The sequence below is a fragment of the Nonomuraea sp. NPDC003707 genome (assembly GCF_053587055.1).
In genome coordinates this window covers 381,587-404,233 of sequence record NZ_JBSFNK010000001.1, presented here as the reverse complement: position 1 = coordinate 404,233, position 22,647 = coordinate 381,587, and the positions used below count along the sequence as shown (strand labels likewise).

At 71.5% G+C, this 22,647-nt stretch carries 24 protein-coding genes; 17 read left to right on the top strand and 7 right to left on the bottom strand.

Annotation, left to right across the window (positions count from 1 at the left end; all coding sequences use genetic code 11):
• Window positions 1–16: 16 nt before the first annotated feature.
• The 3 genes from ACWDRB_RS01800 to ACWDRB_RS01790 all read right to left on the bottom strand — a co-directional run bounded on the left by ACWDRB_RS01800 (window position 17) and on the right by ACWDRB_RS01790 (window position 3,054).
• On the bottom strand, window positions 17–1,114 hold the full coding sequence (locus ACWDRB_RS01800; protein ID WP_449891463.1) for an FUSC family protein: 1,098 nt from the start codon (window positions 1,112–1,114) through the stop codon (window positions 17–19).
• Window positions 1,115–1,165: 51 nt separating this feature from the next.
• A complete protein-coding gene (locus ACWDRB_RS01795) occupies window positions 1,166–2,281 on the bottom strand; it encodes an FUSC family protein (RefSeq protein WP_449891462.1) in 1,116 nt (371 codons plus the stop codon).
• A 104-nt stretch (window positions 2,282–2,385) separates the two neighbouring features.
• The gene (locus tag ACWDRB_RS01790) at window positions 2,386–3,054 is read right to left on the bottom strand and encodes an alpha/beta fold hydrolase (protein WP_449891461.1); all 669 of its coding nucleotides are present in this window, start codon (window positions 3,052–3,054) and stop codon (window positions 2,386–2,388) included.
• Window positions 3,055–3,223: 169 nt separating this feature from the next.
• On the opposite strand from ACWDRB_RS01790, the gene ACWDRB_RS01785 reads away from it, so the two are divergent.
• Complete coding sequence (locus ACWDRB_RS01785; protein WP_397365252.1) at window positions 3,224–4,315, top strand: barbiturase; 1,092 nt, start codon at window positions 3,224–3,226, stop codon at window positions 4,313–4,315.
• 21 nt (window positions 4,316–4,336) lie between these two features.
• On the opposite strand, the gene ACWDRB_RS01780 is transcribed toward ACWDRB_RS01785, so the two are convergent.
• On the bottom strand, window positions 4,337–4,477 hold the full coding sequence (locus tag ACWDRB_RS01780; protein WP_449891460.1) for a nucleotidyltransferase family protein: 141 nt from the start codon (window positions 4,475–4,477) through the stop codon (window positions 4,337–4,339).
• Window positions 4,478–4,629: 152 nt separating this feature from the next.
• On the opposite strand from ACWDRB_RS01780, the gene tnpA reads away from it, so the two are divergent.
• Complete coding sequence (tnpA, locus tag ACWDRB_RS01775) at window positions 4,630–5,058, top strand: IS200/IS605 family transposase (protein WP_449891459.1); 429 nt, start codon at window positions 4,630–4,632, stop codon at window positions 5,056–5,058.
• Window positions 5,051–6,271: an RNA-guided endonuclease InsQ/TnpB family protein gene (locus ACWDRB_RS01770; protein WP_449891458.1), complete on the top strand. Its 1,221-nt coding sequence runs from the start codon at window positions 5,051–5,053 to the stop codon at window positions 6,269–6,271. Before tnpA ends, ACWDRB_RS01770 begins: the two co-directional genes overlap by 8 nt.
• Window positions 6,272–6,287: 16 nt before the next feature.
• Here the strand turns inward: ACWDRB_RS01770 and ACWDRB_RS01765 are convergent, their stop codons facing one another.
• Window positions 6,288–6,767 (bottom strand): nucleotidyltransferase family protein, encoded by a 480-nt coding sequence (locus ACWDRB_RS01765; protein WP_449891457.1) that lies wholly within the window; start codon window positions 6,765–6,767, stop codon window positions 6,288–6,290.
• A gap of 99 nt (window positions 6,768–6,866) precedes the next feature.
• On the opposite strand from ACWDRB_RS01765, the gene ACWDRB_RS01760 reads away from it, so the two are divergent.
• The 8 genes from ACWDRB_RS01760 to ACWDRB_RS01725 all read left to right on the top strand — a co-directional run bounded on the left by ACWDRB_RS01760 (window position 6,867) and on the right by ACWDRB_RS01725 (window position 12,617).
• Window positions 6,867–7,217, top strand: a complete 351-nt coding sequence (locus ACWDRB_RS01760; protein WP_449891456.1) for a PadR family transcriptional regulator — start codon at window positions 6,867–6,869, stop codon at window positions 7,215–7,217.
• Between the two features lie 76 nt (window positions 7,218–7,293).
• Complete coding sequence (locus ACWDRB_RS01755; RefSeq protein WP_449891455.1) at window positions 7,294–7,824, top strand: SseB family protein; 531 nt, start codon at window positions 7,294–7,296, stop codon at window positions 7,822–7,824.
• Between the two features lie 221 nt (window positions 7,825–8,045).
• Window positions 8,046–8,648, top strand: a complete 603-nt coding sequence (locus ACWDRB_RS01750) for an A24 family peptidase (protein WP_355194698.1) — start codon at window positions 8,046–8,048, stop codon at window positions 8,646–8,648.
• A gap of 43 nt (window positions 8,649–8,691) precedes the next feature.
• A complete protein-coding gene (aroC, locus tag ACWDRB_RS01745; RefSeq protein ID WP_350722492.1) occupies window positions 8,692–9,873 on the top strand; it encodes a chorismate synthase in 1,182 nt (393 codons plus the stop codon).
• Window positions 9,870–10,370 carry a shikimate kinase gene (locus ACWDRB_RS01740; RefSeq protein WP_350722490.1) on the top strand — a complete coding sequence of 167 codons (501 nt, stop codon included), beginning with the start codon at window positions 9,870–9,872 and terminating at the stop codon, window positions 10,368–10,370. The genes aroC and ACWDRB_RS01740 overlap by 4 nt, the downstream gene beginning before the upstream one ends.
• Window positions 10,367–11,437: a 3-dehydroquinate synthase gene (gene aroB, locus ACWDRB_RS01735; RefSeq protein ID WP_449891454.1), complete on the top strand. Its 1,071-nt coding sequence runs from the start codon at window positions 10,367–10,369 to the stop codon at window positions 11,435–11,437. Before ACWDRB_RS01740 ends, aroB begins: the two co-directional genes overlap by 4 nt.
• Window positions 11,434–11,868 (top strand): type II 3-dehydroquinate dehydratase, encoded by a 435-nt coding sequence (aroQ, locus tag ACWDRB_RS01730; protein ID WP_357731248.1) that lies wholly within the window; start codon window positions 11,434–11,436, stop codon window positions 11,866–11,868. The genes aroB and aroQ overlap by 4 nt, the downstream gene beginning before the upstream one ends.
• The gene (locus tag ACWDRB_RS01725) at window positions 11,865–12,617 is read left to right on the top strand and encodes an SGNH/GDSL hydrolase family protein (protein ID WP_397365257.1); all 753 of its coding nucleotides are present in this window, start codon (window positions 11,865–11,867) and stop codon (window positions 12,615–12,617) included. Before aroQ ends, ACWDRB_RS01725 begins: the two co-directional genes overlap by 4 nt.
• A 247-nt stretch (window positions 12,618–12,864) precedes the next feature.
• Here the strand turns inward: ACWDRB_RS01725 and ACWDRB_RS01720 are convergent, their stop codons facing one another.
• Complete coding sequence (locus ACWDRB_RS01720; RefSeq protein WP_449891453.1) at window positions 12,865–14,865, bottom strand: ATP-dependent DNA helicase; 2,001 nt, start codon at window positions 14,863–14,865, stop codon at window positions 12,865–12,867.
• 230 nt (window positions 14,866–15,095) lie between these two features.
• Between ACWDRB_RS01720 and ACWDRB_RS01715 the strand changes: the two genes are divergently transcribed.
• Together ACWDRB_RS01715 and ACWDRB_RS01710 are read left to right on the top strand one after the other, a co-directional pair.
• On the top strand, window positions 15,096–16,394 hold the full coding sequence (locus ACWDRB_RS01715) for a hypothetical protein (protein WP_449891452.1): 1,299 nt from the start codon (window positions 15,096–15,098) through the stop codon (window positions 16,392–16,394).
• Between the two features lie 34 nt (window positions 16,395–16,428).
• The gene (locus ACWDRB_RS01710) at window positions 16,429–18,003 is read left to right on the top strand and encodes a Na+/H+ antiporter (RefSeq protein WP_449891451.1); all 1,575 of its coding nucleotides are present in this window, start codon (window positions 16,429–16,431) and stop codon (window positions 18,001–18,003) included.
• Window positions 18,004–18,022: 19 nt separating this feature from the next.
• Here ACWDRB_RS01710 and ACWDRB_RS01705 read toward each other — a convergent pair whose 3' ends face one another.
• Window positions 18,023–18,280, bottom strand: a complete 258-nt coding sequence (locus tag ACWDRB_RS01705; protein ID WP_350722476.1) for a UBP-type zinc finger domain-containing protein — start codon at window positions 18,278–18,280, stop codon at window positions 18,023–18,025.
• A 125-nt stretch (window positions 18,281–18,405) separates the two neighbouring features.
• Here ACWDRB_RS01705 and ACWDRB_RS01700 point away from each other — a divergent pair, with 125 nt between their 5' ends.
• From ACWDRB_RS01700 to ACWDRB_RS01685, 4 genes are read left to right on the top strand one after another with little or no spacing between them, the layout of a single operon-like run.
• Entirely contained in the window at window positions 18,406–19,167 is a 762-nt protein-coding gene (locus ACWDRB_RS01700) for an ABC transporter ATP-binding protein (protein ID WP_355194710.1), read from the top strand.
• Window positions 19,155–19,919 (top strand): ABC transporter ATP-binding protein, encoded by a 765-nt coding sequence (locus tag ACWDRB_RS01695; protein ID WP_397365262.1) that lies wholly within the window; start codon window positions 19,155–19,157, stop codon window positions 19,917–19,919. Before ACWDRB_RS01700 ends, ACWDRB_RS01695 begins: the two co-directional genes overlap by 13 nt.
• On the top strand, window positions 19,916–21,736 hold the full coding sequence (locus tag ACWDRB_RS01690) for an AMP-dependent synthetase/ligase (protein ID WP_449891450.1): 1,821 nt from the start codon (window positions 19,916–19,918) through the stop codon (window positions 21,734–21,736). Before ACWDRB_RS01695 ends, ACWDRB_RS01690 begins: the two co-directional genes overlap by 4 nt.
• Complete coding sequence (locus tag ACWDRB_RS01685) at window positions 21,733–22,620, top strand: branched-chain amino acid ABC transporter permease (protein ID WP_350722469.1); 888 nt, start codon at window positions 21,733–21,735, stop codon at window positions 22,618–22,620. The genes ACWDRB_RS01690 and ACWDRB_RS01685 overlap by 4 nt, the downstream gene beginning before the upstream one ends.
• Window positions 22,621–22,647: the final 27 nt, after the last annotated feature.

Here is a 22,647-nt window from a genome sequence, read left to right as displayed (position 1 = left end):
GACAGCCTGCCCCGGATCAGCGGCGGCTGGTTTCGTCGCGGGGCTCGTCCAACGGGGTGAGCGTGTCCGTGGCCGCCTCGTGCTCCATCCCGGTCGCCTGCAGCAGGTCCACGACCACCGAACGCAGCTGCGCGATGATCACGTGCGCCGAGAAGCCGAGCCCGTCGGGCCGCTCCCGCGCCGCCACCGCCAGCAGCGCCTGGCGCGCCAGCGTCGGCTCGCGGCCGGCGCCGAGCTCCAGCTGCAGCAGCAGCGCCGCCTCCGAGACCTCGCGCAGGGCCTCCGCCAGGGCGGTGGGCGGCGGGCTGGCCTCCCCGAGCGAGGCGAGGGTACGCCTGCTCAGCACCCGGGCGTTCCGCAGTGCCAGATCCACCGGCACGGCGGCGGTCTCGTAGCGCGCCAGCCTGGCCTTCCGGTGCCAGTGCAGCGGCGAGAGCATCGTGATCTCCTTGGCGGTCTCCAGCGCGTGCTCGAACTCCGCCACCGCCTCCTGCGTGTTCCGCGCCTCCTCGAGCGCCTCCGCCGCCAGCTCCACGTCCCGCTTCTCGATCGCCTCCGCCGCTCGTTCCAGTACCGTGGACAGCGCGTCGAGCACCCCGGACAGGTGCTTGGCCGCGATCGTGAACGGGCTGGCGGGCAACAGCGCGACCGCCATGACCCCGACGATGCCCCCGGTGAGCGCGTCCGCCATCCGGTCCAGCCCGCCGGCCCCGTCGCCGGGCACCAGGGTGGCCACCAGCACGGCCGACGATCCGGCCTGCGCGACGAACAGCGCCCCGCTGTTCAGCAGCACCGCGACGGCCATCGCCAGCGCCACCACGAGCGCGAGCTGCCAGGCGCCCGAACCGATCCAGGACACCAGCAGGTCGCCGATGCCCACCCCGAGGCTGACGCCGATCACCAGCTCGGCCACCCTGCGCAGCCGCTGCCCCAGCCCGACGCCCACGCAGATCAGCACCGAGATCGGCGCGAAGAACGGGCGGGGGTGGCCGAGCAGCTCCATGGCGATGATCCAGGCCAGTGCGGCGCCCACCGCGCACTGCGCGATGGAGGGGGCCATGAGGCCGAACGTGCCCAGTCGTTCCTTCACATGATCGCTGAGCCTGGTTCGCACCCCTCTACCTTAAGGCGGATCTATATGACATTGAGGTCACGTTTGCCCCAGCTACGTCCTTTTCGTCGGGCGTTGTGGGGGTTTTTCGGAGCTTGGGGGATCGCTCTCCGCGCCGGGGTCGGGCGAGTCGGTTGATGGGTGGTCGGGGTGGACGTCCAGCGGCGGCAGGGTCGCGACCGCCTCGTCCCGATCGATGCCGGTCGCCTGGAGGAGGTCCACGATGATGGACCTGAGCTGGGCGGTCATCACGTCCGCCGAGAAGCCCCACCGCTCCGCGCCCTGCCGCGAGGCCACCGACAGGATCGCCCGGCGCGCCCTTTCCGGCGAGCGTCCGGCGGCGAGGTCGTCCCGCAGCATGAGCGCGGCGTCGGCCAGTTCGCGCAGCTCGCCCGGCAGCCGGGGCGGGAGGGCGCCGGGGCCGTCGAGTGCCACGATGGCCCGCCTGGCCAGCACTCTGGCGTTTCTGAGCGCGTGATCGAGTGGCACGGCCGCCTGCTCGTACCCGTCCAGGAAGGGGCGGCGGTGGCGGTGGAGCGGCGAGATGGTGGCGATCTCCTTGCTCGTCTCCAGCGCCTGCCTGAACTCCTCCACGTTCTTGTGGCTGCCGCGCGCCTCCTCCAGCGCGTCGGAGGCCACGCGCGCGTCGCGGTTCTCGATGGCCTCGGCGATCTGCCGCAACGCGTCGGCCAGCGCGCCGAACGTCCCCTTCGCGTGCCTCCTCGCCAGCGCCGCCGGGCTGGTGGGCAGCAGGGCGACGGCCGCGAGCCCCATGAGCCCGCCGACCAGGGCGTCGACCATCCTGTCGAACCCGCCGCTGCCGCTCGGTGGCAGGAGCGTGGCGACGAGCACGGCCGACGAGCCCGCCTGGAGGACGATCAGCGAACCGCTGTCGAGCAGCACCGCCACGGCCATCGCCAGCGCCACCACCAGCGCGATCTGCCAGGCGCCCGAACCGATCCGCGACACCAGCAGGTCGCCGACGCCGACGCCGAGGGTGACCCCGACGACCAGCTCCACCACCCGCCGCAGCCGCTGGCCCAGCGCCACGCCGATGCAGACCACGACGGCGATGGGCGCGAAGAACGGGCGGCTGTGGCCCAGCAGATTTTTGGCCACGAGCCAGGCGATCGCGGCTCCGATCGCGCACTGGCCGATCGTGGGGGCCATCAGCCTCAGTCTGCCCAGACGCTGATGTACGTGCATGTCAACCACGCCTCTACCCTGCCGTGCATACGTGACACCAGGGTTACGGCGTGATGAGATGCGGCCCGTCAGCCGTCCAGAAAGGTGTCCACCGCCTGCAGGAACCGGCTGCGGGCCGTGGTGTGGATCAGGTGCCCGACGTCGATCGTGACCAGCCGCGCCCCGGGGATCCGCGCCGCCACCTCCCCGGTGTTGGCGGGGCTCTGGTCCCCGCCGCTCAACACCAGCGTCGGCGCCGTGATCTTGCCGAGCCCCGCCAGCCAGGCGGGATCGGGGCCGGCCAGCTGCCGTTCCGTGTCGTGCATCATGCGCCAGTCGAACCCGGTCGAATCGTCCTCGACGACCGGCGGGCGGTTCTTGAAGGGGAGCGGCGGCGGCGCGTCCTCGAGCACGAGCCGCTCGACCCGGTCCGGGTGGTTCATGGCCGCGTGGTACGCCACCACGCCTCCGAGCGAGTGCCCGACCAGCGTGGCGCGCCCGATGCCCAGGTGGTCGAGCAGCGCGACGACGTCCTCGGCCATCTCCGGCACCTCGTACGGGCCCTGGTAGTCGCTGACCCCGTGCCCGCGCAGGTCGGGGGCGATGACGTGGTAGCGCGCCGCGAAGTGCTGGGTGATGCCGTTCCAGTCGTTGTGGTTGGCGGTCCGGCCGTGGATGAGCAGGAGCGGGGGAGCGGTGGGGTCGCCTTCCTCCCGGTACACGAGCTTGATCCCGTTGACGAGTGCTTCGCGAATCACACCGGCGACCATACCGCCCGGCGTCCGGCGTGCTCCCCGGCCCGTGGCGCTGAGCGCACCTTGACATCGTCGGCGGGGTTCATGGGCAGACATTGACCATGAACCCCGCTGACCGGCTCGGATAGCGTCGCGAGGGCGGGGAGGACCGGTAACGGAGAAGGGGCGTCATATGCCGGACCCGATTGAAGTACGCAAGGTGCCGATCGAGAGCGTCACCGACGCCTCCGGTCTCGCCCGGCTCATCGCCGACGGGGTGATCGAGGCGCGCCGGGTGCTCGCCGTCGTCGGCAAGACCGAGGGCAACGGCGGCGTGAACGACTACACGCGCATCCTCGCCGACCGGGCCTTCCGCGAGGTGCTGGCGGAGCACGGGCATCCGGCGCCGGAGAGCGTGCCGCTGGTGTGGTCGGGCGGCACGGACGGCGTGCTCAGCCCGCACGCCACCATCTTCGCCACCACGGCCGACGCGCCCCCGTCCGACGAGCCGCGGTTGTCGGTGGGCGTGGCGATGAGCGAGGTGATCCTGCCCGAGGACATCGGCAGGCCCGCCATGGTGGAGAAGGTCGCAGCGGGCGTACGCGAGGCCATGAAGATCGCCGGGATCGACGACCCGCGCGACGTCCACTACGTACAGACCAAGACGCCGCTGCTCACCCTGGCCACCATCACCGACGCCAAGAGCCGCGGCCAGGACACCGCCATCGAGGAGACCGGCCCCTCCATGGACCTGTCCAACTCGACCACCGCCCTCGGCATCGCCGTCGCCCTCGGCGAGATCGACATGCCGAGCGCCGACCAGATCCACAAGGACCTGTCGCTGTACTCGTCCGTGGCCTCGTGCTCGTCCGGGGTGGAGCTGGACCGGGCGCAGATCGTGCTGGTGGGGAACGTGCGGGGGATCGGCGGCCGCTACCGCGTCGGCCACAGCGTCATGAAGGACGCCCTGGACGCCGACGGCATCTGGGAGGCCATCAGGGACTCGGGGCTGCCGCTGCCGGAGCGCCCGCACCCGTCGGACCTCGGGGGGCGGCTGGTGAACGTGTTCATGAAGTGCGAGGCCGACCCGTCGGGACGGGTTCGCGGACGGCGCAACATCATGCTGGACGATTCGGACGTGCACTGGCACCGGCAGATCAAGGCGACGGTGGGCGGGGTGGCGGCCTCGGTCACGGGCGACCCGGCGGTGTTCGTCTCGGTGGCGGCCGTCCACCAGGGTCCCTCGGGCGGCGGCCCGGTCGCGGCCATCTCCGACCTGGGATAGACGGCCAAAGGGCCCTGGGGATCAGAGCAGGGCCGGGGAACCCGGGCTCAGGGCGGTGAGCTCGGGCCATTCCTCGGTCCACCGGGCCACCTTGGCCTCGTACACGTGCCTGGGCGCCTGCCTGGGATTGGGCCGCAGCACCAGGCCGAACGCGTCGGCCACGCCATCAAGTCGAAGGCAGGGGACCGCTTCCTTCAGGGAGCGGGGGAATGCCGCGCGGGAAGGCGCTCTAGCGCCTGAGCGTGCGTTAACCTGCGGATTTCGGCTTTCAGAAACCGCTGCTCTTAGAGGAGCGCAGGTCTGATAATGATCGAGTGTCTCGTCAGGTGCGCGCTTCCCCCGGTGCGGCGTACGACTTGGGCTATCACGTGGTGTGGTGCCCCAAGTGCTGGCGTCGTGCTCTGGGCGGCCGGATCAAGGCCCGGCTGGAGGAGTTGATTCGCGCCAGGGCCGCAGCGCACGACGGGGAAATCATCGCCTTGGAGGTGGTGCCTGACCACGTGCACCTGTTCGTCAGGCCGTACCCCGAAGCACTCGCCCTCGTACGTGGCCGACCCGTTCAAGGGGTTCACCTCCGGCCACCTGCGGGCCGAGTTCCCGCACCTGCGCTCCCGGCTTGCGACCTGTGGTCACGCTCGTATTCTGTGGCGAGCGTGGGAGCGGTCAGCGTGGCGGACGTGCCGCGCTCTATCGAGACCCCCGACGAGCGTGTCCCCGGCAACGGCGGGGGCGCTGATGCGTAGGTCGTTCAAGTTCGTGCTGCGTCCCACGGTCAAGCAGCAGATCGCGCTGACCGCGATGCTGGACGATCATCGGGCGCTGTACAACGCGGCATTGGAAGAGCGTCGCGAGGCGTACCGCCGGGCGAAGATCTCGATCCGGTACGGGGAGCAGTCGGCGCAGCTGAAGGAGATCCGCGCCGATGACCCGGCAGGCCAAGGCCGCTGGTCGTTCACCAGCCAGCAGCAGACGCTACGCCGGTTGAACAAGGCGTTCGAGGCATTCTTCCGCCGCGTCAAAGCGGGTCAGAGGCCTGGCTACCCGCGGTTCAAGGGGCAGGGCTGGTTCGACACGGTCACCTTTGTCGAGGGTGACGGCGCCAAGTGGGACTCCCAGCCCCACCACCCCGGTGCGACGGTCGTGAAGCTGCACGGGATCGGGCAGGTGCGGGCGCATCGGCACCGTCCGGTGCGCGGCCGGGTCAAGCAGATCGAGGTCAAGCGGGAAGGCTCCCGCTGGTTCGTGATCGTCTCCTGCGACGATGTGCCCGCTGTGCCGCTGCCGGCGACCGGCCGCGAGATCGGCGTGGACATGGGTGTGGTCCACTTCGCCACCGCCAGCGAGCCGATTGCCGGGGTGAGCGACGAACATGGTCACATCCCCAACCCGCGCCACCTGCGAACCGCGCAGGAAGAGCTGGCGGCCGCTCAGCGCGCCTACGCGGGCACGAAACGCGGTTCCCGGCGTCGCCGGAAGGTGGCGCGGAAGATCGGCCGGATTCACCGTGCGGTGGCCCGGCGACGAGCCGACCACGCGCACAAGACCGCGCTCGCGCTGGTCCGGAACGCGGACGTGATCGTGGTGGAGGACCTGCGGATCGCCAATATGACCAAGAGTCCGAGGGCCAGGCCCGATCCTGAGCGGGCGGGCGTGTTCCTGGCCAACGGGGCAGCCGCTAAGGCCGGGCTGAACAAGAGCATTCTGGACGCGGGTTGGGGGGTGTTCCTGGGCATCCTCGCGCACAAGGCTGAAAGCGCCGGTCGAGAGCTGATCTCGGTGAACCCCGCCAACACCTCCCGCACCTGCCCCCGGTGCGGGCACGCGAGCGGAGAGAACCGCAAGGTCCAAGCCGACTTCGCCTGCGTGGCATGCGGGTATGCCGCCAACGCGGACGTGGTCGGGGCGAGCAACATCAAGAGGGCCGGGCTGGTCCTCCGCGACGCCGGCGCGGCGTAGCGAGAAGCCCCCTCGTTTACGAGGGGGAGGAGTCACAGGGCGCGTAGACCTGCCACCGGCCCGACGGCGTGAGCCGCACGCCGAGGGAGCTGGTGGTGGAGGGAAAGGAGTCGATCGCGTCCTCGGCGCTCTCATAGGGCGGGCACGGCACGCCGAACCGCTCCTCGTACCACAGATGCACCCGGGCCTCGTTGCGGATCTCCACCGGCACGTCCCCGAACAGCTCGGCCCCCGCCCTGATCGCCCTGTCCTCGGCCTCCCAGGACAGGTCGGAGGGATCGTAGTAGACCAGGTCGTAGTCCTTGATCCCGTGCTCGGGGTCACGACCGGTGACGTGGTTCCAGATCGTCTGGACGACCGCGCCTGCCGCGACCCACCATCCGGGCAGGTCGAGCGCGCGAGCGCCGTCGAGCACGGTGGTCAGGGTGGGGTTGGCGCCGAGCACCGTCCGTAGAGCGGCGAGCTGCTCGTCCAGGGGAAGGCGTCCGATCCGCATCGCACCTGTCTACCAGCCGGAACCGACATCGTCGGTGGGTACGAGCATGTCGCCGGAGCGGGAGGGTGGGCCTTGTTCTAGCTATGTAGAGTACGAGATATGAAGAGAAGCCTGCGGATGACCATGCCGACCCAGGCTGTCCTCCGAGCCCTGCTCCGTGATCCCGGGCACGATCGCTACGGGCTCGAGGTGTGCGAGCTGGCGGAGCTGCCGAGCGGCACGGTCTACCCGATCCTGGCCAGACTGGAGCAGATCGGCTGGGTGGAGAGCCGGTGGGAGGACCCGGAGACGCACGTCGCGGAGGGACGTCCGCGCCGCCGCTACTACCGGATCACCCCGGGCGGTGCGGAGCAGGCGCGCGAGGCCGTCAGGTGGGCATACCGGTCGCGCAGACTCCCGGCGCCCGGCTGGCTGAACCGCCCGGGCCCGGCCGAAGGCGACGGGTCGTGAACGCCTCGTTCGACCTCCCGCTGCGCTCCGGGGCAGGCTGCGGGGGCAGGGGCGGGCGGGGGTAATCTCGGGGGTTGTGCCTAGCATCCCGCGACCTCTCGATCCCGACGACGACGGTGGCGCCGCGCCCGCCGTGGCCGCCGCCCTGGCCTCCTATCAGGCCGGCACCGCCGACGCCGCCGACGTGCTGAACGCCCTCAGCGGGGCCAGGCTGCTGGTGCCCGTCGTGGCGCTGCTGACCGAGAGCGAGGTCGGCGCGCACGGGCTGCGGCAGGAGAAGGAGAGCGAGATGGCGCTGCCCAAGCTCGTCGGGGCGGACGGCAGGGAGGCGGTGCTCGCGTTCACCGGCAGCCAGGCGCTGGCCCGATGGCGGCCCGACGCCCGGCCGATCCAGGCCACGGCCTTGCAGGTGTGCCGGGCGGCGGTGCAGGAGAAGGCGGCGGCGGTCGTGGTGGACGTGGCGGGGCCGGTGCAGTTCGTGATCGAGGGAGCGGTGCTGGAGGCGCTGGCGGCCGTCGAGTCGGGGACCGTCGATCGGCTCGAAGGTGTGACCGTCGCCAAGGTGGAGCCCGTCCGGCGCCGCCGGTGGTTCTCCAGAAAGGGCTGATGACGTACGCTCCGCGGGGCCGGGTGCCGATCGGCGGAGCTGTGCCGGGCGTGGGGTCAGTCCGGCCGAGGCGGGCCGATGGCGTTTGCCGTGCCGGGCGCGCGTCGTCCGCCCGGGGAGGGTTGACAGCCGCCCGCGGAGGGTTGATGGGCGCGGGCAAAGCCGTAGCAGGTGGATTGATACGGCCTCGCGTGGGCGGGGTGGCGCATTAAGGTCGGCTCGTGGTCGCACTCATGGCGCTCGCCGGGCTGATCTGCGGACGCCACATCCGCGGGCTGGCCGACTCCTACGACGAGGGCCCGGTCCACTACGACCTGGGCGCGGTGATCCAGCGACCCGGCCCGGGCGTCGAGCTGGTGACCGCCGCCGTGGCCGCGCTGGTCGCCTGGCGGTTCGGGCTGCCGTACGTACCTTTCGCCCTCATCGGCACCGCGCTGGCGGTCGTCGACTGGCGTACCAGCCTGCTGCCCGACGCGATCACGCTCCCGGCGTATCCGATCATGGCCCTGGCCCTGGCGCCGACGGGGGAGCTGCCCAGGGCGCTGGCCGGCGGGGTGGCGCTGACGGCCGTGTACGGGCTGCTCTGGTTCATCAGGCCGGAGGCGATGGGTCTGGGGGACGTCAAGCTGGCCGGGCTCATCGGCATGGCCGCCGCGGCGCTGAGCTGGCAGGCGTGGATCGTCGCGGCCTTCGGCGGCCAGCTGCTCGGCGCCCTCTACGGCCTGGCACTGCTGCTGTCCAGGCGCGGGACGAGGCACACCCAGTTCCCGTTCGGGCCGTTCATGCTGCTGGGCGCGTTCACGACACTCTGTCTCGGCTGGTGAACGCGGGACATCTCACTAGGCAGCACATGGAAGACTTGTACGCATGTTGCGCTGGTTGACCGCCGGAGAGTCCCACGGCCCCGAACTCGTCGCCATCCTCGAAGGCCTGCCGGCCGGGGTGGAGGTGACCACGGCCGCCATCGACGAGGCCCTGCGCCGCCGCAGGCTCGGTTATGGCCGGGGTGCCCGGATGAAGTTCGAGCAGGACCAGGTGACGATCGTGGGCGGCGTCCGCCACGGCCGCACGATGGGCAGCCCGGTCGCGATCCGGATCGGAAACACCGAGTGGCCCAAGTGGGAGAAGGTCATGGCGGCCGACCCGGTCGACCCGGCCGAGCTGGAGGGCCTCGCGCGCAACGCGCCCCGGTCCCGTCCGCGTCCCGGCCACGCCGACCTGGCGGGCATGCAGAAGTACGGGTTCGACGACGCCAGGCAGGTGCTCGACCGGGCCAGCGCCCGCGAGACGGCCGCCCGCGTCGCGCTCGGCGAGGTCGCCAGGCGCTTCCTCAAGCAGGCGCTGGGCGTCGACATCGTCAGCCACGTCACCGAGATCGGCGGCGCGAAGAGCCCGGCGGAAACCCTGCCCGGCCCCGGCGAGCTGGCCAGGATCGACGAGGACCCGGTGCGCTGCTCCGACGCCGAGGGCAGCGCGGCCATGATCGCCGTGATCGACAAGGCCCACAAGGACGGCGACACGCTCGGCGGCGTCGTCGAGGTCCTCGCGTACGGCCTGCCGCCCGGCCTGGGCAGCTACACCCACTGGGACCGCAGGCTCGACTCCAGGCTCGCGGGCGCGCTCATGGGCATCCAGGCGATCAAGGGCGTGGCGGTCGGCGACGGTTTCGAGACCGCGCGCAGGCCCGGCTCCCAGGCCCACGACGAGATCGAATACACCGCCGAAGACGGCGTGCGCCGCATCACCAACCGCGCGGGCGGCGTCGAGGGCGGCATGACGAACGGCGAGATCCTGCGCGTCAGCGCCGCCATGAAGCCGATCTCCACCGTCCCCAGGGCGCTGGCCACGATCGACGTCAAGACCGGCGAGGCGGCCAAGGCGCACCACGAGCGCTCCGACGTGTGCGCCGTGCCGGCCGCCGGCATCGTGGCCGAGGCCATGGTCGCGCTGGTGCTGGCCGACGCGGCCCTCGAGAAGTTCGGTGGCGACTCCGTCGAGGAGGTCGCCCGCAACCTGTCCGGCTACCTGTCTTCGATGGTGATCAAATGAGCAGGGTTGTATTGATCGGTCCTCCCGGGTCCGGTAAGACGACGCTCGGGCAGTTGCTCGCCGAGCGGCTCGGCGTCGGGTTCCGCGACACCGACGCCGACGTGGAGGCCGTAGCCGGCAAGCCCGTCTCCGACATCTTCGTCGAGGACGGCGAGGCCCGCTTCCGCGAGTTGGAGCACGAGGCCGTGCGCCGCGCCCTGGCCGAGCACGACGGGATCCTGTCGCTGGGCGGCGGCGCCGTGCTCAATGAGGAGACGCAGGCGCTGCTGGCGGGCCACCACGTCGTCTACCTGCAGGTGGGGCTGGCGGACGCGGTCCAGCGGGTGGGGCTCGCCTCCGCCCGGCCGTTGCTCGTGCTTAACCCGCGCAGCCAGCTGAAGAAGCTGATGGAGGAGCGGCGGCCGGTCTACGAGCGGCTGGCGGTGGCGACCGTGGTCACGGACAAGCGGGAGCCGGAGGAGCTCGCCGACGAGATCATCAAGGGGCTGCCCGCATGAGTGCCACGAGGATCCACGTACGCGGTGACAGCCCGTACGACGTGGTGGTCGGCACCGGGGTGCTGGCCGAGCTGACCACGCTGCTCAAGCCCGGCGTGCGCACGGTCGCCGTCATCCACCCGGAGACCCTGCCGGAGATCTCCGGCCCGGTCGGCGCGGTGCTGCGCGAGGCCGGCTACGAGGTCGTCGAGCTGCCCGTGCCCGACGGCGAGGCGGCCAAGACCGTCGAGGTGGCCGCCGGGCTCTGGTCGGTGCTCGGCCGCAGCGGCGTGACCCGCTCCGACGCCGTGGTGGGCGTGGGCGGGGGCGCGACGACCGACCTGGCCGGGTTCGTGGCGGGCACGTGGCTGCGCGGCGTACAGGTCGTGCTCGTGCCCACGACGCTGCTCGCCATGGTCGACGCGGCCGTCGGCGGCAAGAACGGCATCGACACGCCCGAGGGCAAGAACCTCGTGGGCACGTTCCTGCCGCCCGCCGGGGTGCTGTGCGAGCTGTCCACGCTGGCGAGCATGCCGAGGCGCGACTACGTGGCCGGCCTGGCCGAGATCATCAAGGGCGGGTTCATCGCCGACCCGGAGATCCTCAGGCTGGTCGAGGCCGACCCGGAGGCCGCCACGCGGCCCGACGGCCCCCACACCCGCGAGCTGATCGAGCGCAAGATCCAGGTCAAGGCCGACGTCGTGGGCGCCGACCTGCGCGAGGCGGGCCTGCGCGAGATCCTCAACTACGGTCACACCCTCGCCCACGCCATCGAACGCGAGGAGCACTACGCCATCCGCCACGGCGAGGCCGTCGCCATCGGCATGGTCTACGCCGCCGAGCTGTCGAAGCTCGCCGGCCGCGCCGACCTGGTCGAACGCACCAGATCCATCCTCACGAGCGTCGGCCTGCCCACCGCCTACCGCGCCGACGCCTGGAAGTCCCTGCGCGACCACATGCGGCTGGACAAGAAGAACCGCGGCGCCAAGCAGCGGTTCGTCGTGCTCGACGGCCTGGCCGAGCCGGGCCGGCTCGAAGGCCCCTCGGAAGAGCTGCTCGAAGCCGCCTACAAGGAGATCTCCGCATGATCCTCGTGCTCAACGGGCCCAACCTGGGCAGGCTCGGCACCCGCGAGCCCGACATCTACGGCGCCGAGACGTTCGAGGACCTCGCCACGCTCTGCCGCGACACCGGCAGGAAGCTCGGCGAGCACGTCGAGGTGCGCCAGACCAACGACGAGGGCGAGCTGATCGGCTGGATCCACGAGGCCGCAGACGGCCGCATCCCGGTCGTGCTCAACCCGGCCGCCTTCACCCACTACTCCTACGCCCTGCGCGACGCGATCGCCATGCGCACGGCACCGCTTGTCGAGGTTCACATCTCCAATCCGGCCGCCAGGGAAGAGTTTCGCCACAACTCCGTCGTGGCCGGGGTGGCGACGGGCACCATCGCGGGCTTCGGACTACAGTCATACGTCCTTGCGCTGCACGCTATCGCGGAGATGAACACCACCTCATGAGGCACTACAAGTCCTTCGTCGCCCTCGGCGACAGCTTCACAGAAGGACTGAACGACCCCGGTCATAACGGTCACTACCGTGGCTGGGCCGACCGGGTGGCCGAACGGCTCGCCGCCGACGAACCCGGCTTCCGCTACGCCAACCTGGCCGTGCGCGGGAAGCTGCTCGACCAGATCGTCGCCGAGCAGGTGCCGGTGGCCGTCGAGATGGCCCCCGACCTGGTCAGCCTCTGCGCCGGGGGCAACGACCTGCTCAGACCGGGCACCGACCCCGACGTGATGGCCAAGAAGCTCGCCCGCGCCGTGCGCGACCTGCGGGCCGGGGGCTCGGACGTGCTGCTGTTCACGGGGGTGGACCCGCGCGACACGCCGCTGATGCGGCGGCTGCGCGGCCGCTTCGCGGTCTTCTACCTGCACGTGCGCTCCATCGCCGACCTCTACGGGTGCCGGCTGGTGGACCAGTGGTCGATGCAGGGGCTGCGCGACTGGCGGGCGTGGAGCGCGGACCGGCTGCACATGAACGAGGACGGTCACCGGCTGGTGGCGGCGCGGGTGCTGGACGTGCTGGGGGTGCCGTTCGAGGACTGGCGCAAGGACTGGCCGTCCCGCACGGTCGACCCCCGGGCGCGGCGGCGCGAGGACGCCCAATGGATCCGCGAGCACCTCGTCCCCTGGATGTCCCGCCGCCTGCGCGGCGTCTCCTCCGGCGACGGGCTCCCCCCGAAGCGTCCTGACCTGACCCCCTTTTAAGTCTTTTACGGCTGCGCACGGGCAGGCCACCCGCCGCACCTCGGCTGACGGAGCGGCGAGCCTGGGGCGGAGAGCGGCAGCTTGCGTGACCAGCGGAGCCCCGTGCGAGCGCGACCATGAGCAGGGCCTTCCAGGAAACGGCCGCTGACCCTTCACCGGCTGAGCGCCGTTACGGTGCGCACGCTTGACCGGCTGGATGCCGAAAAGCCGGACCGGCTCCGTGCTTCCCCTTTCCCGCCGCCCGCGTTCAGGCGGAGGATTCGGAGGCGAGGCGCTTCAGGGCCGCGCGGGGGATGGCCGGGTCGGTGGTGCGCCAGAACGGGGGGAGGGAGCCCAGCAGGAAGCCGCTGTAGCGGGCCGTGGCCAGCCGGGGGTCCAGGACGGCGATGACGCCCTTGTCGTCCTGGGCGCGCAGGAGACGGCCGGCGCCCTGGGCGAGGAGGAGGGCGGCGTGGTTGGCCGCGACCGCCATGAAGCCGTTGCCGCCCCTGGCCGCCACGTGGCGCTGCCGGGCCGACGTCAGCGGGTCGTCGGGGCGCGGGAACGGCACCCGGTCGATGATGACCAGCCGCAGCGAGGGCCCCGGCACGTCCACGCCCTGCCACAGCGACAGTGTGCCGAACAGGCAGGTGGGCTCGTCCTCGGCGAACTGCTTGACCAGCAGCATCGTCGAGTCGTCCCCCTGGCACAGCAGCGGCACGTCCAGCCGCTCGCGCAGCGCCTCCGTGGCGGCCTTGGCGGCGCGCATCGAGGAGAACAGGCCCAGCGTGCGCCCCCCGGCCGCCTCGATCAGCTCGACGATCTCGTCCAGGTACTGCTGCGGCAGCCCGTCGCGGCCGGGCTGGGGGAGGTGTTTGGCGACGTACAGGATGCCCGCGCGGGGGTGGTCGAACGGCGAGCCGACGTCGATGCCCTGCCAGCCCTTGCCGTCGCCGAGCCCCCACTGCGCGGCCAGCGCGTCGAAGGTGCCGCCCAGGGCCAGGGTGGCGGAGGTGAGGATCACCGTGCGCTCGCCGAACAGCTTGTCGCGCAGCATGCCGCTCACCGTCAGCGGCGCGACCCGCAGTGTGGGCGGGCGCCGGTCGGTGCCCCCGTCGAGCCAGACCACCTCGGCGCGGTCGGACTCCGAGGCGTGACCGTACGCCTCCAGCATGCGCACCGCCGTGTCGTGCACCTCGTCCAGCATCGAGAACGCGGCCTTGCGCTGCCCCGCCTTGTCGGGGTCGTCCTTGTCGGCGCCGCGCGGCCCCATGGCCGTGACGCATCGCGCGGCCGAGTCGCGCACCAGCGCCAGCGTCAGGCCGAGCACCTGCGGCAGCTCGTCGATGCGCCCGGGCGGCGCGGCGGCCAGCAGCGCCTTGAGGTCCTCGCCCGCCTCCATGAGCTGGTCGGCGATCGCCTGCTCGATCAGCCTGCCCACCCGGCGCACCGCCAGCGCCACGGTCAGCTCCGACAGCTCGCCGGTCACCACCGAGGTCACCCTGTCGACCAGCTCGTGGGCCTCGTCCACGACCACGACCTCGTGCTCGGGCAGCACCGGCAGGTCGCCCATGGCGTCGATGGCCAGCAGCGCGTGGTTGGTCACCACGACGTCCACCTCGCCCGCCCGCGCCCTGGCCATCTCGGCGAAGCACTCGGCCCCGCTCGGGCAGCGGCTGGCACCGAGGCACTCCTGCGCGCTCACGGAGAACTGCCGCCACGCCTGCTCGCTCACCCCGGGCACGAGCTCGTCGCGGTCGCCGGTCTCGGTCTCGTCGGCCCACTCCTGGATGCGCTGCACCATGCGGCCGGTCGCGCTCACCTCGCGGGGGTCGAAGAGCTGGTCCTGCTCGTCCTCCTCGGGCCAGCCCGCCGTCGCCTTGTAGCGGCACAGGTAGTTGCGGCGGCCCTTCAGGATCGCGAACGTCGGCTCGTGCGGCAGCTCCTTGCCCAGCGTCTCGGCCAGCCGGGGCAGGTCGCGGTCGACGAGCTGGCGCTGCAGCGCGATCGTGGCCGTGGAGACCACGACGGGCGAGTCGCTGTCCATCGCGTGGCGGATCGACGGCACCAGGTACGCCAGCGACTTCCCGGTGCCCGTGCCGGCCTGGACCGCCAGGTGTTCCTCACCGTCGATGGCCTGTTGCACGGCCTGGACCATGGTCAACTGGCCCTGCCGTTCGCTCCCTCCGAGAGCGTTTACCGCGACCATGAGTAGTTCGTCCGCAGACGGGAGATGGGAGTCCGGCACGGCAGTAAACGCTACCCGCATTCCAGGGTCGCCGTGCCGAACGCGGTGTGATCGGCCAGATGCATCCCGGCGTTCCCGGACCCTCGCGTCGGCACCCGTGGCACACTGGGCGGTCGGGACTCCGACGGGTCAGAGAAGGACGTCACGCGGAGTGACCAAAGGGGTTCCCGGTGTAGATGGGAAGGCCGGTTCAAGAGGGTTTTCCGGGGTTGAGTGGACGGGAAAAGGCTGGTTAAAGCAGTATGTCTGCCATGTCGGAAGTTGTCCCGTTGCCGTCGTTCGGCGAAGTGTTCTTCGATGCGCGAGGTCAGGAGCGGTGTCTCCGCGTCACGTGGCATGAGGGCACGCTGGTCCTGAGCCTCTGGCGCGGCGAGATGTGCACCGCGAGCTTCCGCATGCCGATGGAGGACGTCGGGCGCCTGCTCGACACTCTCGACGAGGGTTTCGCCGAGGCCACGGGCGAGCAGCCCGCCGTGCCCGCGCACGACCCGGGCACCGAGGTCATGCCCGGCACCGGCCAGTACCAGCGGCCGACCCCGCCCGTCCAGCAGCCGCCGCAGCACCAACCCGAAGAGCGGCCCACGGCCGCCCTGTCGCCCAACGACGTCCTCGTGGCCAGGGGCGCCCCTCCGGCCCGCCAGGACAAGCTGGTCGCCTCGTACGGCGAGACCACGGCCCCCAGGGACACCATGCCCCCCGCGTACGGGGAGGCGCCCAGGGACGCCTACGGCGAGGCTCCGAGGGACGCCTACGGCGAGCGGGCCCCCTTCACCGGCCCCCAGTACGTGGAGACGACGGCCCCGCAGCAGCGCTACACCGGCGACCCGCTCAGCGGCCCGCAGTACACCGGCGACCCCTTCAGCGGGCCCCAGTACACCGGCGATCCCCTCAGCGGGCCGCAGTACACCGGTGACGCCTACAGCGGCCCGCAGTACGCCGCCGAGCCGCAGCCGTACGGCGGCCCCGCCGCCCAGGCCGACCCCTTCATGGGTCCCCAGTACCTCGACAACGAGCCCGTCTACCAGATGCCCGGCGACCAGCGCCGCCCGGCGCCGCTGAGCACCGACCCGCTCGGCTTCCCCTCCCAGGCGGCCGCGCCCCACCAGCCGCCCCAGCACCAGCCGGCCCCTCCTCAGCAGCCCCAGCACCGGCCCGACCTTTATCAGAACGACCCGTACCAGAACGACCCCTACCCGGCCGATCCCTACGCCTACCAGCAGCAACAGCAGCAACAGCAGCAACAGCAGCAACCGCCGCCACCGCCGCAGGCCCCGGCCGCCGCGGGCCTGGGGACTCCCATGCACGGCATCCCGGGCGCGGGCCGGCGCCGTCCCGCCCCGCAGCCCGTCCGCGACGACTACGCCGCCTACCAGCAGAGTCCCCCACCGAACCCGGTGGACCCGCTGATGTCCATGGGCCGCCAGGAGCACCAGCAGCCCGACGCGCTGTCCCGCCCGTACGTCGTGGACCCCATGTTCTCCACGGGCGAGCGCCTGCGGCCCGGCGAGCAGCCGGACTACCACGAGCGGAGCGACCGCCGGGAGTGGTGACACGCCGGGTCCGGGGGCCAGGTACGCTCCTCCCGTGAACCCGACCATGGGCCTGCAACTGCTGCTGGTGGCGGGCGGCGCCATCGGCGTCGCGGCCGTCGCCCGGCGCAAGGGCTGGCCCGCCCCCCTCCTGCTGGTGGCCGCCGGCCTGCTGGTGTCGCCGCTGGTGCCGGCGGTGCCGCTGCAGCCCGAGCTCGTGCTGTACGTGTTCCTGCCGCCGCTCCTCTACTCCGCCGCGTTCGACAGCTCCTACCTGCGCCTGCGTGACGTCAGGCGGGCCGTGGCCCTGCTGTCGATCGGGCTCGTGCTGTTCACCACCGCCGCCGTCGGGCTGGTCGTCCACCTGCTGCTGCCGCAGCTTCCGCTCGCGCTGGCGTTCGCGCTGGGCGCGATCATCGCGCCGCCCGACGCCGTGGCCGCCGTCGCGGTCGGCCGACGGCTGGGCCTGCCGCGCAGGGCGCTGACGATCCTGGTCGGCGAGAGCCTGTTCAACGACGCCACGGCGCTCACGCTCTACCGGGTCGCCGTCGGGGCCGCGCTGGGCGGCACTCTGGACATGTGGCACGGCCTCGGCGACTTCGCGCTCGCCGCGGCGGGCGGCGTGGCGATCGGGCTGGTGGTGGCGTTCGCGATGGCCTGGCTGTTCAGGCACACGCGCGACTCCCTGGTCGAGAACACGCTGATGCTGCTGATCCCGTTCGCCACCTACCTCGCGGCGGAGAGCGTGCATGCCTCGGGCGTGATCGCGGTCGTGATCGTCGGCCTCTATCTGGGCAACCGCATGCACCTGCAGGGGTTCGGCACCCGGCTGGTGTCCGACGCCGTGTGGAAGGTCACCGACTTCTTCCTGGAAGCGGTCGTGTTCGCCCTGATCGGGCTCCAGCTCACGACCGTCATCCAGGGCATCTCCGGCTACGACCCGTGGGCGGTCGCGGGCTACGCCGCCGCCGTGCTGGCGGTGACGATCGTCAGCCGGTTCGTGTGGCTGTTCGTGGTAACACGCCTGATGAAGCTCCTGCGCAGGAGCAACGTGCCCACCGGCCCGCAGACGGTGATCCTCGGCTGGGCCGGCATGCGCGGCGTGGTGTCGCTGGCGGCGGCCTTCGCCATCCCGCCGGACATCCCCGCGCGGGACCGCGCGATGCTGCTGTTCCTGACGTTCACGACCGTGATCGGCACGCTGCTCATCCAGGGCACCACGTTCCCCGCGCTGATCAGGCGGCTGCGCGTGTCGAGCGAGCAGGAGCAGTACGAAGACCGCCTGGCCGAGGCGGCGGCCCAGCAGGCCGCGCTGGAGGCCGGCCTGGAGGAGCTCACGCGGCTCATCGCCGAGCAGGGCGAGCCCGACGAGATCCAGAAGCAGGTCATCGACCAGCTCAGGGAGAAGTCCTGGCGCCGCTCGCTGAGCGCCTGGGAGCGGCTGGGCGGCGGCACGGGGCAGGGTGGCGCGGAGACCCCCAGCGCCCTCTACCGCCGCCTGCGCCGTGACATGCTCCAGGCCGAGCGGCAGGTCTTCGTCCGGCTGCGCGACGAACGCCGCCTCGACGACGAGGTGATGCGCGACGTGATGGCGCAGCTCGACTTCGAGGAGGCGATCCTGGAGCGCTAGCCGGGAAGAGCCGCGCCGCTCAGCCCATCGCGCTGTCGACGAAGCACCAGCGCCAGTCCTCGCCGCGTTCGTAGGACTGGATCACCGGGTGGGCCGTCTCGTGGTAGTGCTGGGTGGCGTGCTTGGCCGGCGAGGAGTCGCAGCACCCGATGTGACCGCACTCCAGACAGCGCCGCAGGTGCACCCAGCGGCCCCCGACGGCGAGGCACTCCTCGCAGCCCTCCGGCGTCTTCGCGGCCGGATCGTCCGCCTGGGAAAGATGCTCGCAAATTGCCATAGGAGAAATCCTAGGACCAGCAGCACGATCAAATTTCGCCCGCCCCTCTTGTCGGCCGCCGGGCAAGCGTGGACATTGTGCTCATCAGGGAGTGACATACGCCACACCATCCCGAGGAGTCGGGTGTGCTGGAGGTCCGCAACCTCGAAGTCGTCTACGACGACGTGATGCTCGTGCTGCGCGGCGTGAGCCTCAGCGTGCCGCCTGGGGCGATCGTGGCGCTGCTCGGCGCGAACGGCGCGGGCAAGACGACCTTGCTCCGTGCCGTGTCCGGGCTGCTCGACGTGCACGACGGCGAGATCACCAAGGGCAGCGTGACGCTGGAGGGCGAGCCCATCCACCACCTCAGACCCGCCCAGATCGTCCGGCGCGGGGTCAGCCAGGTGATGGAGGGCCGCCGCATCCTCGCCGAGCTGACCGTCGAGGAGAACCTCAAGGTCGGCGGCCACACGGCGGCCGAGTCCCACCTGGACCGCGTCTACGGCCTGTTCCCGCTGCTGCGGGAGCGGCGCAGGAGCGTGTCCGGCTACCTGTCGGGCGGCGAGCAGCAGATGCTGGCCGTCGGCCGCGCCCTCATGGCCGGGCCGAAGTACCTGCTGCTGGACGAGCCCAGCCTGGGCCTGGCGCCGTCGCTGGTCGCCCAGGTGCGCGACCTGATCGTCGAGATCAACCGCCAGGGCACCACGGTCCTGCTGGTCGAGCAGAACGCCACGATGGCCCTGTCCATCGCCTCCCACGGCTACGTCATGGAGACCGGCAAGGTCGTGATGGACAAGCCGTCCGGCGAACTGCTCGCCGACGAGGACATCAAGGAGTTCTACCTGGGGGCCGTCAGGTCCTTCCGCGAGGTCAAGCACTACAAGCGGAGGAAACGATGGCTCTCCTGACGTTCGAGGACGTGCACCTGAGCTTCGCCGGCGTCAAGGCCGTCGACGGCGTCTCGTTCGAGGTCCGGCAGGCCGAGCTGCTGGCGATCATCGGGCCGAACGGCGCGGGCAAGACCTCGATCTTCAACGTGCTCTCGGGGGTCTACCGGCCCCAGCGCGGCCGGGTCACGTTCCTGGGCGAGGACCTGCTGCCGAAACGGCCGCACGAGATCGCCGCCATGGGCCTGGCCAGGACGTTCCAGAACGTCGAGCTGTTCCACAACCTGACCGTCCTGGACAACCTCATGCTCGGCCGCCACCACCACTTCCGCTACGGAGCCCTGGCCGCGCTGCTCTGGTACGGGCGGGCCAGGCGCGCGGAGCTGGCCGCCCGCGCCCAGGTCGAGGACATCATCGACTTCCTCGAACTCGAGGCCTGGCGGCGCCATCCCGTGCGGCTGCTGCCGTACGGGATCCAGAAGCGGGTCGAGCTGGGCCGGGCGCTGGCCATGGAGCCCCGGCTGCTCCTGCTGGACGAGCCGGTGGCCGGCATGAACCTGGAGGAGACCGAGGACATGGCCAGGTTCGTGCTGGACATCCGGGATGAGCTGGGCATTCCGGTCGTCCTCGTGGACCACGACATGGGGCTGGTCATGGACCTGGCCGACCGGGTGCTCGTGCTCGACTTCGGCCGCCCGGTCGCGCTCGGCACCCCGGCCGAGGTCCAGCAGGACCCCAAGGTCATCGAGGCGTACCTGGGAGGAGCCGCATGAGCATCGTCACCAGGGTGCGGGACCGTGCCCGCAGCACCCCCGGCGCGGTCGCCATGCGGCACAAGGACCTGGGCATCTGGCGGGAGGTCACCTGGGCCGCGTACTGGACCCAGGTGGAGCTCGTCGCGCACGCCCTGCTCGCCCTCGGCGTCGAGCCCGGGGACCGCGTCGCCGTCCACTCCGAGAACCGCCCCGAATGGCTCTACGGCGATCTCGGCACGGTCGCCGTCCGGGGCGTCACCGTCGGCCTCTACCCCACGAACCCGCCCGACGAGGTCGCCTACCTCCTCGCGGACTCCGGCGCGAAGATCCTCGTCGCCGAGGACCAGGAGCAGGTGGACAAGGCGCTCAAGGTCCTCGACGAGTGCCCCGAGCTGCGGCGCATCGTCTACCTGGAGCCGCGCGGCATCCGCGGCCGCTACGACGACGACGTCCTGATGTCCTGGCCCGAACTGCTCGCCCTCGGGGCCGAGCACCGCGCCGGGCACCCTGACGCCGTGGAGCGCCGCATGGCCGAGGCCGAGCCCGGCGACGTGGTGACGCTCATCTACACCTCGGGAACCACGGGCCCGCCCAAGGGCGTCATGCTCACGATCGGGAACGTGGAGTTCGCCGTCAGCACGCTCGTCCTGGGCGGCGGCTTCACCTCCCCACCGCCCTCCGAACGCGACCTCGCGCTGTCCTACCTGCCGCTGTGCCACGTGGCCGAGCGGGCGTTCACCGTGTGGTTCAACTCGGCCGCCGGCGTGCAGGTGAACTTCGCCGAGTCCATCGACACCGTGCAGGCCAACCTGCGGGAGGTACAGCCGACGATCCTGTTCGGGGTGCCGCGGATCTGGGAGAAGGTCCTGGCCCAGGTCGACATCCGGCTGGAGTCGGCCTCGCCGGTCAAGCGGGCGGTGACCCGGTTCTGGCTGCGGGTGGCCGACCGGATCGGCGACGCGCTGGTGCGCACGGGCGGCCGGCACACGTTCGGGACGCGGCTGGCGTACGGGGTGGGCTGGGTGTTCTGCTACCGCTCGCTGCGCGAGCGGCTCGGGATGCGGCGGGTCAGGTACGCGGCCTCGGGGGCCGCGCCGATCGCGCCCGGCGTGCTCAAGTTCTACATGGGGATCGGCATCCCCATGCACGAGGTGTACGGGATGAGCGAGAACACCGCCATCGCCACCGCCAACCGGCCCGGCAGGGTGCGCCTGGGCACGGTCGGCGAGCCGCACCCCGGCGTCGAGCTGAGGATCGACGAGGCCACCGGCGAGATCATGACCCGGCATCCGGGGAACTTCGCCGGCTACTGGCGCAACCCGCGGGCCACGGCCGACGTGCTGGACGAGGACGGGTGGCTGCACACCGGGGACGTGGGCGAGTTCGTCGAGGGCACGCACGTGCGGATCACCGACAGGATGAAGGACATCATCATCACGGCCGGCGGCAAGAACGTCGCGCCCAGCGAGATCGAGAACGCGCTGAAGGCGTCGCCGTACTTGAAGGAAGCCATCGTGATCGGGGACCGGCGGCCGTACCTGGTGGCGCTCATCGGGATCGAGCCGGACACGGTGGGGGAGTGGGCGCGGCGGCGCGGGCTGCCGTACACGACCTATCGGGATCTGTCGGAGAAGCCGGAGACGCGGGAGCTGGTCCGGGGGATCGTGGACGAGGTGAACACCCGTTTCGCCCGGGTCGAGCAGGTGCGGCGGTTCACGTTCCTGCCCAAGGAGCTCGACCACGAGGACGGGGAGCTGACCGCCACCCAGAAGGTCAAGCGCGCCGCCGTCGCCAAGCTCTTCGAGGACCTGGTGGAAGGGATGTACGCCCGGTGAAGGGGCTGCTCGAGACCGTGATCAGGGGCCTGGGGAACGGCTCGGTGTACGCGCTGCTCGCGCTCGGGTTCGTGATCATCTACAAGGCCACGCGGGTGATCAGCTTCGCGCAGCCCGCGCTGATGCTGGCCGGGGCCGTCGCGGTGAGCTACCTGGCCGAGGTGACCGGCTTCTACGCCGCCGTCCTGCTGTCGGCGCTGCTCATCGCCCTGGTGGCGCTCGGGATCGAGCGGGTCGCGATCAGGCCCATGGTGGGGCGGCCGGTGTTCGTCGTGGCGATCATCACGCTCGGCATCGACGTGGTGGTGCGGGTGGTGGTGAACGGCTTCATCGGCCGGGACGTGCGGCAGGTCGGGGACCCGTGGGGGTTCACGCAGGTGTCGCTCGGGTCGCTGGTCGTGCAGCGGCGCTGGCTGGCCATGCTGCTGGTCACGGCGGTGCTGGTGGCGCTGCTGTTCGCGTTCTTCCGTTACACGAGGTACGGGCTGGCGATGCGGGCGGCGGCGTTCGACCAGGAGACCGCCCTGGCGCAGGGGGTCTCGGTGGGGGCCGTGTTCGCGCTGTCGTGGGCGCTGGCCGGGTTCCTGGCGGCCGTGGCCGGGATGTTCGTCGGGACCGGGCAGGGGATCGAGCAGCTCACCTGGGTGGTCGCGTTGAAGGCGCTGCCGGCGATCATCGTGGGCGGGCTCGACTCGCTCGGCGGCGCGGTCGTGGGCGGGCTGGTGGTCGGGGTCGTGGAGTCGCTGTTCCAGTCGTACCAGGGGGAGTTCGCGCCCTGGCTGGGGCAGAACTTCGCGGTCGTGTCGCCGTACGTGGTGATGTTGATCGTCCTGCTGGTCAGGCCCTATGGCCTGTTCGGGACCCGGGAGGTCGAGCGGGTATGACCGGCACGCGATCCGCGGCGCGATCCG

Bases quoted from the DNA above. Each gene is read 5' to 3' on its own strand.
- ACWDRB_RS01785 (WP_397365252.1), top strand. From the start codon at position 3,224: ATGCCGGACCCGATTGAAGTACGCAAGGTGCCGATCGAGAGCGTCACC.
- ACWDRB_RS01770 (WP_449891458.1), top strand. From the start codon at position 5,051: ATGCGTAGGTCGTTCAAGTTCGTGCTGCGTCCCACGGTCAAGCAGCAG.
- aroB (WP_449891454.1), top strand. From the start codon at position 10,367: ATGAGTGCCACGAGGATCCACGTACGCGGTGACAGCCCGTACGACGTG.
- ACWDRB_RS01765 (WP_449891457.1), bottom strand. From the start codon at position 6,767: ATGCGGATCGGACGCCTTCCCCTGGACGAGCAGCTCGCCGCTCTACGG.
- ACWDRB_RS01725 (WP_397365257.1), top strand. From the start codon at position 11,865: ATGAGGCACTACAAGTCCTTCGTCGCCCTCGGCGACAGCTTCACAGAA.
- aroQ (WP_357731248.1), top strand. From the start codon at position 11,434: ATGATCCTCGTGCTCAACGGGCCCAACCTGGGCAGGCTCGGCACCCGC.
- ACWDRB_RS01690 (WP_449891450.1), top strand. From the start codon at position 19,916: ATGAGCATCGTCACCAGGGTGCGGGACCGTGCCCGCAGCACCCCCGGC.
- ACWDRB_RS01740 (WP_350722490.1), top strand. From the start codon at position 9,870: ATGAGCAGGGTTGTATTGATCGGTCCTCCCGGGTCCGGTAAGACGACG.
- ACWDRB_RS01705 (WP_350722476.1), bottom strand. From the start codon at position 18,280: ATGGCAATTTGCGAGCATCTTTCCCAGGCGGACGATCCGGCCGCGAAG.
- aroC (WP_350722492.1), top strand. From the start codon at position 8,692: ATGTTGCGCTGGTTGACCGCCGGAGAGTCCCACGGCCCCGAACTCGTC.
- ACWDRB_RS01715 (WP_449891452.1), top strand. From the start codon at position 15,096: ATGTCGGAAGTTGTCCCGTTGCCGTCGTTCGGCGAAGTGTTCTTCGAT.
- ACWDRB_RS01720 (WP_449891453.1), bottom strand. From the start codon at position 14,865: ATGCGGGTAGCGTTTACTGCCGTGCCGGACTCCCATCTCCCGTCTGCG.
- ACWDRB_RS01795 (WP_449891462.1), bottom strand. From the start codon at position 2,281: ATGGCCCCCACGATCGGCCAGTGCGCGATCGGAGCCGCGATCGCCTGG.
- ACWDRB_RS01695 (WP_397365262.1), top strand. From the start codon at position 19,155: ATGGCTCTCCTGACGTTCGAGGACGTGCACCTGAGCTTCGCCGGCGTC.
- ACWDRB_RS01760 (WP_449891456.1), top strand. From the start codon at position 6,867: ATGAAGAGAAGCCTGCGGATGACCATGCCGACCCAGGCTGTCCTCCGA.